This is a genomic window from Burkholderia sp. LFS061 (genome assembly GCF_047978125.1).
Lineage (GTDB): Bacteria > Pseudomonadota > Gammaproteobacteria > Burkholderiales > Burkholderiaceae > Burkholderia > Burkholderia pyrrocinia_C.
Window position 1 is genome coordinate 1 of the sequence record NZ_JBFPFS010000061.1, and the last position, 13,745, is coordinate 13,745.

The following is a 13,745-nucleotide window of genomic DNA, read 5'->3' on the forward strand; positions in this document are numbered from 1 at the left end:
GTGAAACGACTCTACGCCGATGATAGTGCGGATTCCCGTGTGAAAGTAGGTAATCGTCAGGCTCCCTTAGCCAGAAACCCCCGCCCCACAAGGCGGGGGTTTTTGCATTTCGGCGACGGAAATGCCGGGCGGCCAAGCAACGGCACCGCAGTCGGGGCCAGAGCCGGGGCGCCGATGGCGTCCAAGTCGTCCCTCCCTACGTGCCCGATGGCAGTGCCGCATTCTGTCAATAGCTGATATCTTTAGCGGTTGATCGGCTTATTGATTGCATCTTCGATCAAAGGCACAACTCCCTCCACTTCACGTATCGATAGGCACGGTCGGACGTGATCAATTTTCCACCGTCCACGTCGAATGCAAAGCAGGAGGCACAGTTCTCCTTCCGCGAACGGTACGCATAGCCACTAAAACCCTTCGGCTCCCGCAATCGCTCTTCGACTAAATAACCCAGGATCCGTACGAAACAAGCGCGTTATCTGGCGTGCCCACGTAAAATTTGCGAATCCCCATCTCTGCATTCAAAACGATGAACGCCGCTACACAGGTAGCCCGGGCCGTTTGCCCGCACGATTGTCCGGACACGTGCGCCATGCGTGTGACCGTCGAAAACGGCAAGGCGATCAAGGTCACGGGCGATCCCGACCATCCGCCGACGCAAGGCGTGTTGTGCACGAAGGTCAGCCGGTATGCCGATCGGGTTCATCATCCCGATCGCCTCACGGTTCCGCTCAAGCGTGTCGGCGCGAAGGGGGAAGGGCACTTCGTGCCGATTAGCTGGAGCGAAGCGTTCGACGAGATCGGCCGCCGCCTCGGTGAAATCGCCGCGCGCGAGCCGGAAGCGATCGTGCCGTACAGCTACGCGGGGACGATGGGGCTTGTGCAGGGCGAGGGCATCGCCCAGCGGTTCTTCCATAAGCTCGGCGCATCGCGGCTCGAGCGCGCGATCTGCGCGGCGGCCGGTGCAGCGGGGCTGCGTTACACGTATGGCGGTAGCCTCGGCATGCACCTCGAGCATTTCGAGGAAAGCGAACTCATTCTGATATGGGGCGCGAACCCGATCGCGTCGAGCCTGCACTTCTGGACACGCGCGCAGGAAGCGAAGCGCCGTGGCGCCCGTCTTGTCGCGATCGACCCGTATCGTTCGCTGACAGCGGAGAAATGCCATCAGCACATCGCGTTGAAGCCGGGTACCGACGGCGCATTTGCGCTCGGCATGATGCACGTACTGATTACCGAAGACCTGCTCGATCACGACTACATCGCCAGCCATACGTTCGGCTTCGACGCACTCAAGGCGCGGGCGATGTCCTATCCGCCGGAACGCGTCGCGCAGATCTGCGGTATCGATGCGTCGGAGCTGATCGACCTTGCGCGTCGTTACGGCGCAACCCGCAAGGCGTCGATTCGCCTCAACTACGGCATGCAGCGCGTCCGCGGCGGTGGCAACGCCGTGCGCGCGATTGCGAGCCTGCCGGCGCTGACAGGGGCCTGGCGGGATCGGGCTGGCGGGCTGTTGCTCTCGTCGTCGGAATCCGCACCGGTCAACCAGGCGGCGCTGCTGCGTCCGGATCTGATGCCGGGTTGGCCGCACAAGCTGCCGCGCATCATCAACATGAACGCGATCGGCGATGCGCTGTTGCACGCGGGTGATGCAACGTTCGGGCCGAAGGTGGAGGCGGTGATCGTGTACAACTCGAATCCGGTGGCAGTCGCGCCGGATTCCTCGAAGGTTGCCGCAGGGTTTGCGCGCGACGATCTGTTCACGGTCGTTCTCGAGCATTTCAAGACGGATACCGTCGATTTCGCCGACATTGTGCTGCCGGCGACCACGCAGCTGGAGCACCTGGACGTCCACAAATCGTACGGCCACACCTATGTGATGGCAAACCTGCCGTCGATTCCGCCGGTCGGGGACGCGCGGCCGAACACGGAGATCTTTCGCGGCATCGCGCGCAGCATGGGGCTCGACGAGCCCGCGCTTTATCACAGCGACGAAGAGGTCGCGCGCGCGGCGCTCCGGTGGGACGATCCGGCGCTCGACAGCGACTGGGACACGCTGAAACGGGAAGGCTGGCTGAAGTTGAAGCTGCCGGACGCGCCGTTCGCGAATGGCGGTTTCCGCACGCCGTCCGGCAAGTGCGAGTTCTACAGCCCGCGACTCGAGCAGATGGGCATGGACCCCATTCCCGACTACCTGCCGCCGTTCGAGTCGGCCGAGGCCGCACCCGAGCTTGCCGCACGCTATCCGCTCGCGATGATTTCGCCGCCGGCCCGCCACTTCCTGAACAGCACGTTCGTGAACGTCGACAGCCTGCGCACTACGGAAGGCGAGCCGCATCTCGACATGCACCCGGCCGACGCCGATGCGCGCGGCATCTCGGAGGGCGACATCGTACGCATCTTCAACGACCGCGGATCGATGCAGGCGCTCGCGAGAATTACCGATCGCGCACGTGCAGGGCTCGTTGTCGGGTTGTCGATCTGGTGGAAGAAGCTGTCGCCGGACGGCAGGAACGCAAACGAAGTAACGAGCCAGGCGCTGACCGATCTCGGCAATTCGGCGACGTTTTACGACTGTCTTGTGGAGGTTGAGCGAGTTTGATCGAATATTCCCGTATGATCAGACGATTTTCCGCGAAAGTTCGAAGTGGACATCTAACCCTGTTGTTTCGAGACGGGCGAGCCGTTACGATGCGTTTTAGCACGACCATTCGAAAATCTGTGAGGAGACGCGCAGTATGGAAAAAATTTGGCTGAAATCGTACCCACCCGGCGTTCCAGCCGAAATTGATGCGTCTCCTTATCCGTCTGTCCCGGACCTCCTCGACGAAAGCTTCCGGCTGTATCGCGACCGCACGGCGTTCGTCTGCATGGGCAAGGGCATCACGTACGGCGAACTCGACAGGCTGTCGCGCCAGTTCGGCGCGTGGCTGCAATCCCGTGGTCTCGCGCGCGGTGCGCGCGTCGCGATCATGATGCCGAACGTGCTGCAGTACCCGGTGACGATCGTCGCGGTCCTGCGCGCCGGCTACACCGTCGTCAACGTCAATCCGCTCTACACGCCGCGCGAGCTCGAACATCAGTTGAAGGACAGCGGCGCCGAGGCGATCGTCATCCTCGAGAATTTCGCGTCGACGCTGCAGGCCGTCATTGCGAATACGGCCGTCAAGCATGTCGTCGTCGCGTCGATGGGCGACTTGCTGGGCATCAAGGGATGGCTCGTCAATTACGTCGTGCGCAAAGTGAAGAAGATGGTGCCTGCGTGGCAGTTGCCGTCGTTCACGCGCTTCAAGGCGGCGCTGTCGGAAGGCGCGCGGCAGGCGTTCAAACCGCAGAAGATCGGCCCCGACGACGCCGCGTTCCTGCAATACACGGGCGGTACGACCGGCGTCGCGAAGGGTGCGACGCTGCTGCACCGGAACATCGTGTCGAACGTGCTGCAGGCCGGCGCCTGGCACCATCCGGCTCATGAGAAGTACCCGGAGGTGAAACAGTTCGTGACGGTTGTCGCGCTGCCGCTGTATCACGTGTTCGCGCTGACCGTCTGCGGTTTCCTGACGATGCGCACGGGCGGGATGGGCATCCTGATCCCGAACCCGCGCGACATCGGCGGGATGATCAAGGAACTGAAGGGCTACCAGATCTCGACGATTCCGGCCGTCAATACGCTGTACAACGCACTGCTGAACCATCCCGAATTCAATCAGCTCGACCTGTCGAAGCTCGTGATCGCCAACGGCGGCGGCATGGCGATCCAGGAGGGCGTCGCGAAGCGCTGGTATGAAAAGACCCATACCGCGATCATCGAAGGATACGGTCTGTCCGAGACGTCGCCGGTGGCGACCTGCAACCCGGTGACGGCGACCGAATACAGCGGGACGATTGGTTTGCCTCTGCCGTCGACCGAAGTGGCGATTCGCGACGACGCCGGCAACGACGTCGCGCTCGGCGAGCCCGGCGAGATCTGCATCCGTGGGCCGCAGGTGATGGCCGGCTACTGGAACCGGCCGGACGAGACCGAGAAGGTCATGTTCCCGGACGGCTTTTTCAAGACGGGCGACGTCGGCGTGATGGATGCGCGCGGTTACGTGAAGATCGTCGACCGGAAGAAGGACATGATTCTCGTGTCCGGCTTCAACGTGTATCCGAACGAAGTCGAGGACGTGGTGGCGTCGCATCCGGGCGTGTTCGAGGTGGCGGCGGTCGGCGTTCCGGACGAGCATTCCGGCGAAGCGGTGAAACTGTTCATCGTGAAGAAGGACCCGGCGCTCACCGACAAGGACATCCTCGCCTACTGCAAGGAGCGGCTCACCGGTTACAAGCGGCCGAAACTGGTCGAGTTCCGCACGGAGCTGCCGAAAACGAACGTCGGCAAGATTCTGCGGCGCGAACTGCGCGACGGACGCGCGTAACGTCGAAATCGACCGCGAAAGCCCGGCTGTGTGCCGGGTTTTTTATTTGCTGCGCCGCGTGGGCGCGAAATTCGACGCCGCCGGATCCAACCGCGCGGAACATGCGTCCGACGAAGGGGACTCCCTCCGGCCGGGACGATTCGGTCGAGTGGCCGGCGGGAGCGCCGAGGTCGGATGGCACGGCATTTCGGCGCATGCGTTGGCAGCGCCCGGCATTTGCGTATGCTTTGCCGCAGGACCATGCAGATGGTCGTGAATCGCACCGCGATCGTCCGGCACGCCGCTTCCGTTTTCATCGCCGGCAAAGAAAAAGGCGCCCGAAGGCGCCTTCAATATGCTGCGGCTTGTCAGACAAGCTGATTAGAACTTGTGACGGATGCCGACGCGTGCTGCGACCTGGTTGCTGGTGCTCGAACCTGCGAGACCGTTGATCGCTGCCGTTGCCTGAACGACATTGCCTTTCGCGTCGAGCACGTTGCCCGATGCGTGCTGGTACACGCCGATCACGTAGACGTCGGTGCGCTTCGACAGGAAGTAGTCGACACCCAGCGAGCCCTGGTGGTACTTGGCTGCCGAGTTGCCGTCGATCTTGCTGCCTTGCGTGTAGTCGTACGCTGCGCCGAGAATCAGCGCCGGGGTCAACTGATACTTGAAGTTGATTTCGCCGTTGTTGAACGTCGCGGTCTGGTTCACGAACGGACCGACCGAGAAGCCCTTGAACTTCGTGTTCGAGTACGTCGCGCCGATCGTCGCCGCGCCGAACGTGTAAGCGCCGCCTGCACCGATGACCTGGTACGTGTTCGCGTTGTTCGCGTATGCGCCGTAGACCGGCGACGATACTGCCGTCGTCGCAGCCGTCGAGCCGTTGTTGAACATGCCGCCGAAGTTGCCCGGCGTGCGTGCGTTCAAGTAGCCGACACCCAGGACCAGCGGGCCGTTGTTGTAGCCTGCGCCGAGCGACCAGACCTGGTTCTTCGAGAACTGGCCTGCCTGACCGCCGAAGCTGTACAAGCCGCCGAACGTGAGGCCGCCGTACGACGGGCTCGTGAACTTGACCGCGTTGTTTACGCGATAGGCGTTGTTGAAGTTGTCGAGGTCGCCCGGGTGAGCGGCGATGTAGCCGCCCCACTGGTCGCCTGCCTCGAGCGGGCCGACGAAGTCGACGACGGAGTCGTACTGACGACCCAGCGTGACCGTGCCGTACTGGCTCGACAGGCCGACGTAAGCCTGACGGCCGAACATCAGGCCGCCCTGACCGAGCTTGCCGCTGTTCACGTCGAAACCGTTTTCGAGGGTGAAGATCGCCTTCAGGCCGCCACCGAGGTCTTCGGTGCCGCGCAGGCCGAAGCGGCTGCCTTGCATCACGCCGCTGGCCATGCTGTACAGGTGCTTGCCGCCCGCGTTGTTGTTGAAGAGCAGGCCTTCATCGATGATGCCGTAAAGCGTCACGCTGCTTTGCGCATGAGCAGCGCCAGCGAACGCGCCCAGCGCGACGAGCGCGAGAAGCGACTTTTTCATTAACGGATCTCCAAGAATCACTGAATTTTTTTGGCGGGGCGGATAGTTATGTTCTGTTGACGGGCCCCATCAACTTCGCAAGAAGTCGCACGTAATGTAGCAAAACCGTTTTTTGCCACAAAGCGAAATGCCGCAGCTCAAGGTCGCCATGTTTCCTTTATGCAACAATGGTTAAAATCACGGGTTAACCGCAATTTCCGCTGAATAATCAAGTCGGTTACGCAGCGGACTCGTGCTCTCGCCGCTCGCGGCGGCACATGCAGCCAGGAGAACAGGATGGTGTTGGATGAACTGATCAGCGAATTCGATCGCGGCCTGCGATCGCTGACCGGCATTAGCCGGATGAGCCGGCCGGTGCCCGCGCCGGCCGCCGCGCCGGACGTCGAGCTGACGCCCGCGGAGCGTACGCATGCCGCAGGGCTGATGCGCGTGAACCACGTCGGCGAAGTCTGCGCGCAGGCGCTCTATCAGGCGCAGAAACTCACCGCGCGCACGGCGTCTGCGAAGGCGATGTTCGAGGAGGCCGCGCGTGAGGAGGAGGACCACCTCGCGTGGACCGCGCACCGCCTGAAAGAGCTCGATTCGCGTCCTAGCCTGCTGAACCCGCTGTGGTATGCCGGCGCGCTCGCGATCGGCGTGGCGGCCGGCACGCTTGGCGACAAGGTCAGCCTCGGTTTCATGGCCGAGACGGAGCGGCAGGTCGAGAGTCACCTGGAAGGTCATATGTCGGAACTGCCGGCGACCGATACGGCATCGCGCGCGATCGTCGACCAGATGCGCATCGACGAGGTGAAGCACGGCAAGGCCGCGACCGACGCCGGCGGAATCGAACTGCCGCTGCCTGCGCGGATGCTGATGCGTGCCGCGTCGAAAGTCATGACGAGCACTGCATACTATCTCTGAGATTTGCGCCGGGCGACGCATGACGTCGCCCCGGCTCACCGCCTCCGATACCGCCCGTTTATTCCACGTTTTCCCGCCCCCGAAAGCCCCGTCCGCACGCCCGTCTGGCCCGCCTTTCTCATGTATCACCTTCACATGTTGCACTAGCTCATTCATTTATAACGGTTTTTGGAATGAGGGGGCGCATGAGCATGTGCGCGTAAGTCCTTGTTCTAACTAACAAAATTCGTCAAAAAAGCGGGCCGCTCCCTTGACCGTGCCACACCCTTCCTCTAAAGTGGGAGACAGTGTGAGAAAGTGTATTTTTGTGTGATTTGGCGGGCTATTCCGGCTAAATTCTCAGCATTGGTCGGGTACTTCGGTGCCCTGAACGGGAGAGCGGAAAGTGTTCCAAGGGGCGTCGGCGCTGACGCTCGATGCGAAAGGGCGGATGTCGGTGCCGGCTCGCTATCGCGAAGCGCTGCAAGGACAGGCAGAAGGGCGGGTGACTGTGACCAAGCACCCGGACGGCTGCCTGTTGCTGTTTCCGCGCCCCGAATGGGAAGTGTTCCGCGCCAAGATCGCCGCGCTGCCGATGGACGCGCACTGGTGGCGGCGAATTTTTCTCGGCAATGCGATGGACGTCGATCTCGACAGCGCGGGCCGGATTCTTGTATCGCCCGAGCTGCGCATGGCAGCCGGACTGGAAAAGGAAGTCATGTTGTTGGGAATGGGTAGTCACTTCGAGCTGTGGGATTCGCAGACCTACAACGCGAAGGAGCAGGCGGCGATGGCGCAGGGCATGCCCGACGCGCTGAAGAATTTCACGTTCTGATTGCGGTGACGGAGACGCCCGCGATGGGAAACGAATTGCAGCATCGGACAGTGCTGTTGGATGAAGCAGTCGAGTCGCTCGTGACGCGGCCGGACGGCGTTTATGTCGACGGCACGTTCGGGCGCGGCGGCCACAGCCGCGCGGTGCTCGCGCGGCTTGCGGCGGACGGGCGGCTGATCGCGTTCGACAAGGATCCGAGGGCGATCGAGACGGCGCAGGGCATCGAGGATGCGCGCTTCTCGATCGTGCATGACAGCTTTGCTTCGATGCGCGACGCGCTTGCGGCGCGCGGCGTCGAGAAGGTGTCGGGTGTGTTGCTGGACCTGGGCGTGTCCTCGCCGCAGGTGGACGATCCGGCGCGCGGCTTCAGCTTCCGCGCCGATGGTCCGCTGGACATGCGAATGGATCCGACGCGTGGCGAGTCGGCGGCCGAATGGCTCGCGCGGGCTTCGGTGCAGGAATTGACGGAGGTGATACGAGATTATGGGGAAGAACGGTTTGCTTTTCAGATTGCAAAGGCGCTTGTTGCTCGCCGGGCAGAGTCCGACCGTCTTGGGCCTCTCGACACCACGGGCGAGCTTGCCCAAATCGTGGGTCACGTCGTCAAAACCCGTGAGAAGGGCAAGGATCCGGCAACCCGCACCTTTCAGGCTATACGGATTCACGTCAATCAAGAGCTTGCGGACCTGCAAGTCGTACTAGACGCGGCACTGTCGTTGCTGGAGCAAGGGGGGCGGCTGGTGGTCATCAGCTTTCATTCACTCGAGGACCGGATCGTCAAGCGATTCATGCAGGCGCACGCCAGTGCGCCTGCGGTCGATCGTCGCCTGCCGATCCGTGCCGTCGATCTCCCGAGCCCGCCGCTCAAGATCATCAGCCGCCAGTTTCCGAGTGAAGCGGAGGTCGCCGCGAATCCGCGCGCCCGGTCCGCCGTGATGCGCATTGCGGAGCGCGTCACGCCATGAGCCGCTTCAATATCTTCCTGCTGATCATCGTGATGGGCTGCGCGCTGTCGGTCGTCAACTCGACGAACCAGCAGCGGCAGATCTTCATCCAGCTGCAGCGCGCGCAGTCGCAGGAGCGTCAGCTCCAGCAGGATTATGCGCAGCTTCAATATCAGCAGAGCGCGCTGTCGAAGACGTCGCGCATCGAGCAGCTTGCGAACGATTCGCTGAAGATGCAGCCGATCACGACCGGCCGCACGCAATACCTGACGCTGCCGCCGGGCGCCGCGAAGGCGATCGACGCGCCGATCCCTGCTTCGGCCGACACGGCCGGCAAGGGCAAGGGGGGCGCGCGATGAAGCCGTCGCAAAAGCGCCAGAACGTGAAATTCACATCGAGCCCCGTGCTGGGTGTGCACCTGCCGATGTGGCGCTCGAAGCTCGTCGTGTTCATGCTGTTCATGGCGTTCGTCGCGCTGGCCGCGCGGGCGTTCTGGATCCAGGGGCCCGGCAACGCGTTCTACCAGAAGCAGGGCGAAAGCCGTTACCAGCGCACGCTCGAGCTGCCCGCGACGCGCGGCAAGATCCTCGACCGTAACGGGCTCGTGCTCGCGACGAGCCTCCCGGTGCGTGCGATCTGGGCGATTCCCGACGCGGTGCCGGACGATCTCGACGCCGACAAGGTCAACCAGCTCGGCAAGCTCCTCGGCATGACGTCGAAGGAGCTGCGCGTGAAGCTGTCGCAAGACAAGGGTTTCGTCTACGTAAAGCGCCAGGTGCCGATCGACATCGCGGACAAGGTCGCCGCGCTCGACATTCCGGGCATCTATCAGCGCAACGAATACAAGCGCTTCTATCCGGAAGGCGAGATCACCGCGCACCTGATCGGCTTCACGAACGTCGAGGACGAAGGGCAGGAGGGCGTCGAACTGGGCGACCAGAAGATGCTGTCCGGCACGTCGGGCGTGCGCCGCGTGATCAAGGACCGGATGGGGCACATCGTCGAGGACGTCGCCGAGCAGATCCCGCCGCACAATGGAACCGACGTCGACCTGTCGATCGACAGCAAGATCCAGTACATCGCGTACGCGAACCTGAAGGCCGCCGTCGAGAAGTTCAAGGCGAAGGCCGGCGCGGCGATGGTCGTCGACGTGCGCACCGGCGAGGTGCTCGCGCTCGTCAACTACCCGACGTACAACCCGAACGACCGCTCGCGCATGACGGGCGAGCAGTTGCGCAACCGGATCATGACCGACGTGTTCGAGCCGGGTTCGATCATGAAGCCGTTCACGGTGTCGCTCGCGCTCGACCTGCATCGCGTGACGCCGAACACGCTCGTCGAGACGGGCAACGGGCATTTCGTGCTCGACGGCGCGCCGATCACCGACGACGCGGGTTTCGGCACGCTGACGGTCGGCGGCGTGATCCAGAAGTCGAGCAACATCGGCGCGACGAAGATCGCGATGACGATGCGGCCCGAGGAAATGTGGAATATGTATACCAGCATCGGCCTCGGCCAGGCGCCGAAGGTCGGCTTCCCGGGCGCGGTGGCCGGCCGCTTGCGGCCGTGGAAGAGCTGGCGCCGCATCGAGCAGGCGACGATGTCGTACGGCTATGGCCTGTCGGTGTCGCTGTTCCAGCTCGCGCGGGCGTACACGGCGATCGCGCACGATGGCGAGCTGATGCCCGTGACCATTTTCAAGACCGACCCCAACCAGCAGGTCGCGGGCACGCAGGTGTTCAACCCGACCACCGCGCGCGAAGTGCGCGCGATGCTCGAGACGGTGGTCGCGCCGGGCGGCACGTCGCCGGATGCGGCCGTGCCGGGTTATCGCGTCGGCGGCAAGAGCGGTACCGCGTACAAGCATGAAGGCCATGGCTATACGCGCAAGTACCGCGCATCGTTCGTCGGCATGGCGCCGATGCCGAATCCGCGCATCGTCGTCGCGGTGTCGGTCGACGAGCCGACCGCCGGCAGCCACTTCGGCGGTCAGGTGTCCGGCCCTGTATTCTCGGCGATCGCCGGCGACACGATGCGTGCGCTGAACGTGCCGCCGAACATGCCGATCAAGCAACTTGTCGTGTCTGACGATTCGCCGGCAGCACCTTCCGCAGCGGGGCCGCAAAAGCTGGCCGCGGGTGGCGGTGCAAAGCATATGATCGTGTCCAGCACGACGCGTAATTCACCAGGAGTTGTTCGATGAGCGCCGCCCGCAGTTCCCATCCGGCGCATCAGCAGATCACAGCCGCGCTTGCGTGGCTGCGTCAGCATGTGGCCCCCGCGGCACAACTGCATGCCGACACGCGCAGCCTCGAGGCTGGCGACGTGTTTGTCGCGTATGCGGTCGACGGGGCAGACAACCGCGCCTTCGTTGCCGACGCCGTCGCACGCGGTGCGGCCGCCGTGCTGTATCAGCCGGAAGGGCTGGCCGCCGCGCCGGCCGTGCCCGTCGCGCTGGCGGTGCCGGCGCTCGACCAGCTCGCCGGCGAGATCGCCAGCGGCTGGTACGGCGATCCGAGTGACAGCCTGCTTGCGGTGGGCGTGACCGGTACGAACGGCAAGACCTCGTGCACGCAGTGGATCGCCGCCGCGCTGACGGCGCTGCACCAGCCGTGCGCGGTGATCGGCACGCTCGGCAGCGGGATGCCCGGTCAACTCGTGCCGACGGGCTTTACGACACCCGACGCGCCGCAATTGCAGCGCAGCCTCGCGCAATTGCGCGACTCGGGTGCAAAGGCGGTGGCGATGGAAGTATCGTCGCACGCGCTGCACCAGGGGCGCGTGAACGGTACGGCGTTCGACATCGCGGTATTTACGAATCTCACGCAGGATCACCTCGACTATCACGGTACGTTCGACGCGTACGAGGCGGCGAAGGCGAAGCTGTTCGCATGGCGTGGCCTGCGCGCGGCGGTCGTCAACCGCGACGACGCAGCCGGCCAAAGCCTGCTCGAGAAGCTGGCCGGCCGCGTGCGCACGATCGCGTACGGGATCGGCGACGCGCAGGCGCCCGACGCCGATCGCGAGCTGGTTGCGCTCGACGTGCGCGCTACCGCGACCGGCACGGCATTCCGCCTGCGTTCGTCGTGGGGCGACGCGGACGTCGAAGTCGGCACGCTCGGCACGTTCAACGTCAGCAACCTGCTCGCCGTGCTCGGCTCGCTGCTCGCGGCCGACGTGCCGTTCGACGCGGCGCTCGCCGAGATCGAACGGCTCGAGTCCGTCAACGGCCGGATGCAGCGGCTTGGCGGCCGGCTGCAGAACGACGAACCGCTCGTCGTGATCGACTACGCACACACGCCCGACGCGCTCGAGAAGACGCTCGACGCGCTGCGCCCGATCGCCGCGGCGCGCGGCGGCCGGCTCGTGTGCATGTTCGGCTGCGGCGGCGACCGCGACGCGACGAAGCGGCCGCTGATGGGCGCGATCGCGGAGCGGCTCGCCGACGAAATCGTCGTCACGAGCGACAACCCGCGCAGCGAAGATCCGCAGCGCATCATCGACCAGATCGTCGCGGGCATGACCGTGCCCGCTCGCGCACGCCGTATCGAGGATCGCGCGAGCGCGATCCTGCAGGCCGTGCGCGGCGCTGCACGCGAGGATGTCGTCGTGCTGGCCGGCAAGGGCCACGAGGCGACGCAGGAAATCATGGGCAAGAAACGTACGTTCTCCGACCAGGATCACGCGCGGCTCGCGCTGGCAGCGCGCCCGACGCACGGCAGGGGAGGCGGCGAATGACGATGCTCAGTCTCGACGAAGCCGCTCGCCTGATTCCCGGCGCAACCGTTCACGGCGACGCGGGCGTCACGTTCGACCGTGTGTCGACGGACAGCCGCACGGTCGGCCCGGGCGACCTGTTCGTCGCGCTGAAGGGCGAGCGCTTCGATGCGCACGACTTCCTCGGCGATGTCGCGGCGCGCGGAGCTGCCGCGGCGCTCGTCGCGCACGTGCCGGCGGGCCTCGCGATGCCGGCGATCGAAGGCGGCGAAACGCGCGCCGCGCTCGGCGCGCTCGCGCACGGCTGGCGCAAACGATTCCCGCTGCCGCTCGTTGCGGTGACGGGCAGCAACGGCAAGACGACCGTCAAGGAAATGATCGCGTCGATCTTCGCGGCGGCGGTCGGCACCGACGCGCGGCTCGCAACCGCCGGCAACCTGAACAACGACGTCGGCCTGCCGCTGACGCTGCTGCGCCTGTCGGCCGCGCATCGCCTCGCGGTGATCGAGCTCGGGATGAACCACCCGGGCGAGACCGAAATCCTCGCGCGCCTCACGGCGCCGACGGTCGCGCTCGTCAACAACGCGCAGCGCGAGCACCAGGAATTCATGGCGACGGTCGAAGCCGTCGCGCTCGAACACGCGGCCGTGATTCACGCGCTGCCGCCGGACGGCGTCGCGGTGTTCCCGGCCGACGATGCGTACGCGGGCATCTGGCGCGTCGCGGCGACGGGCAACCGGATCCTCGATTTCGCGCTGAACGATGCCGACCGGCAGACCGAGGCGCAGGTCACGGGCCGTCTGCAAGGCGGCGAACTCGCGATCGACACGCCGGCCGGCGCCGTCACGGTGCGGCTGCGTGCGCTCGGCGAGCACAACGCGCGCAACGCGCTGGCAGCGACGGCCGCGGCGCTGGGCGCCGGCGTCGCGCTGTCGGCGATCAGGCAGGGCCTCGAATCGTTCGAGCCGGTCAAGGGCCGGCTGCAGGTGAAGCAGGCGATCGCCGGCAGCCTCGCGGGCGCGACGGTCGTCGACGATACGTACAACGCGAACCCCGATTCGATGCGTGCCGCGATCGACGTGCTCGCCGCGCATCCGGCGCCGCGCGTGCTGGTGATCGGCGACATGGGCGAAGTCGGCGACGAAGGGCCGGCATTCCATCGCGAGATCGGTGCCTATGCGCGCGAGCGCGGGATCGACGCGCTGTTCGCGCTCGGCGATGCGTCGCGCGATGCCTGTACGGCATACGGCGACACGGCCCGCCATTTCGACGACGTCGGCGCGCTCGTGTCGGCGCTGCTCGCGGCGGGCTACGGCGCGCAGGCGACGGTGCTCGTGAAGGGCTCGAGGTACATGAAGATGGAGCGCGTGGTTGACGCGCTGACGAACCAACCCGCAGCGGGCGCGACGCCCGCTGCCCACTGAGTAGAAGGAAGGA

Annotated in this window: 10 protein-coding genes; 9 read left to right on the forward strand and 1 reads right to left on the reverse strand. The window is 64.8% G+C overall.

What is annotated here, in order from left to right:
• Positions 1–526 precede the first annotated feature (526 nt).
• Together ACNQQL_RS32570 and ACNQQL_RS32575 are read left to right on the forward strand one after the other, a co-directional pair.
• On the forward strand, positions 527–2,602 hold the full coding sequence (locus ACNQQL_RS32570; RefSeq protein WP_347068431.1) for a molybdopterin oxidoreductase family protein: 2,076 nt from the start codon (positions 527–529) through the stop codon (positions 2,600–2,602).
• Between the two features lie 136 nt (positions 2,603–2,738).
• The gene (locus ACNQQL_RS32575; protein ID WP_347068433.1) at positions 2,739–4,412 is read left to right on the forward strand and encodes a long-chain fatty acid--CoA ligase; all 1,674 of its coding nucleotides are present in this window, start codon (positions 2,739–2,741) and stop codon (positions 4,410–4,412) included.
• Between the two features lie 360 nt (positions 4,413–4,772).
• Here ACNQQL_RS32575 and ACNQQL_RS32580 read toward each other — a convergent pair whose 3' ends face one another.
• The gene (locus ACNQQL_RS32580; protein ID WP_072436398.1) at positions 4,773–5,930 is read right to left on the reverse strand and encodes a porin; all 1,158 of its coding nucleotides are present in this window, start codon (positions 5,928–5,930) and stop codon (positions 4,773–4,775) included.
• A 276-nt stretch (positions 5,931–6,206) separates the two neighbouring features.
• Here ACNQQL_RS32580 and coq7 point away from each other — a divergent pair, with 276 nt between their 5' ends.
• The 7 genes from coq7 (at position 6,207) to ACNQQL_RS32615 (ending at position 13,732) form a co-directional block, all read left to right on the forward strand.
• A complete protein-coding gene (coq7, locus tag ACNQQL_RS32585; RefSeq protein WP_034182629.1) occupies positions 6,207–6,833 on the forward strand; it encodes a 2-polyprenyl-3-methyl-6-methoxy-1,4-benzoquinone monooxygenase in 627 nt (208 codons plus the stop codon).
• Between the two features lie 385 nt (positions 6,834–7,218).
• Entirely contained in the window at positions 7,219–7,647 is a 429-nt protein-coding gene (mraZ, locus tag ACNQQL_RS32590; RefSeq protein ID WP_006487094.1) for a division/cell wall cluster transcriptional repressor MraZ, read from the forward strand.
• A 23-nt stretch (positions 7,648–7,670) separates the two neighbouring features.
• Entirely contained in the window at positions 7,671–8,612 is a 942-nt protein-coding gene (gene rsmH, locus ACNQQL_RS32595) for a 16S rRNA (cytosine(1402)-N(4))-methyltransferase RsmH (RefSeq protein ID WP_347068436.1), read from the forward strand.
• A complete protein-coding gene (gene ftsL / locus ACNQQL_RS32600; protein ID WP_009694564.1) occupies positions 8,609–8,950 on the forward strand; it encodes a cell division protein FtsL in 342 nt (113 codons plus the stop codon). Before rsmH ends, ftsL begins: the two co-directional genes overlap by 4 nt.
• Positions 8,947–10,794 carry a peptidoglycan D,D-transpeptidase FtsI family protein gene (locus tag ACNQQL_RS32605; RefSeq protein ID WP_034182631.1) on the forward strand — a complete coding sequence of 616 codons (1,848 nt, stop codon included), beginning with the start codon at positions 8,947–8,949 and terminating at the stop codon, positions 10,792–10,794. The genes ftsL and ACNQQL_RS32605 overlap by 4 nt, the downstream gene beginning before the upstream one ends.
• Positions 10,791–12,329, forward strand: coding sequence for a UDP-N-acetylmuramoyl-L-alanyl-D-glutamate--2,6-diaminopimelate ligase (locus ACNQQL_RS32610; protein WP_347068439.1), 1,539 nt, complete (start codon positions 10,791–10,793; stop codon positions 12,327–12,329). The genes ACNQQL_RS32605 and ACNQQL_RS32610 overlap by 4 nt, the downstream gene beginning before the upstream one ends.
• A complete protein-coding gene (locus ACNQQL_RS32615) occupies positions 12,326–13,732 on the forward strand; it encodes a UDP-N-acetylmuramoyl-tripeptide--D-alanyl-D-alanine ligase (protein WP_204425691.1) in 1,407 nt (468 codons plus the stop codon). The genes ACNQQL_RS32610 and ACNQQL_RS32615 overlap by 4 nt, the downstream gene beginning before the upstream one ends.
• Positions 13,733–13,745 lie beyond the last annotated feature (13 nt).

Excerpts from the sequence above, each read along its gene's own strand:
- ACNQQL_RS32580 (WP_072436398.1), bottom strand. The coding sequence starts at position 5,930 with ATGAAAAAGTCGCTTCTCGCGCTCGTCGCGCTGGGCGCGTTCGCTGGC.
- ACNQQL_RS32610 (WP_347068439.1), top strand. The coding sequence starts at position 10,791 with ATGAGCGCCGCCCGCAGTTCCCATCCGGCGCATCAGCAGATCACAGCC.
- ACNQQL_RS32570 (WP_347068431.1), top strand. The coding sequence starts at position 527 with ATGAACGCCGCTACACAGGTAGCCCGGGCCGTTTGCCCGCACGATTGT.
- ftsL (WP_009694564.1), top strand. The coding sequence starts at position 8,609 with ATGAGCCGCTTCAATATCTTCCTGCTGATCATCGTGATGGGCTGCGCG.
- ACNQQL_RS32575 (WP_347068433.1), top strand. The coding sequence starts at position 2,739 with ATGGAAAAAATTTGGCTGAAATCGTACCCACCCGGCGTTCCAGCCGAA.
- coq7 (WP_034182629.1), top strand. The coding sequence starts at position 6,207 with ATGGTGTTGGATGAACTGATCAGCGAATTCGATCGCGGCCTGCGATCG.
- rsmH (WP_347068436.1), top strand. The coding sequence starts at position 7,671 with ATGGGAAACGAATTGCAGCATCGGACAGTGCTGTTGGATGAAGCAGTC.
- ACNQQL_RS32605 (WP_034182631.1), top strand. The coding sequence starts at position 8,947 with ATGAAGCCGTCGCAAAAGCGCCAGAACGTGAAATTCACATCGAGCCCC.
- ACNQQL_RS32615 (WP_204425691.1), top strand. The coding sequence starts at position 12,326 with ATGACGATGCTCAGTCTCGACGAAGCCGCTCGCCTGATTCCCGGCGCA.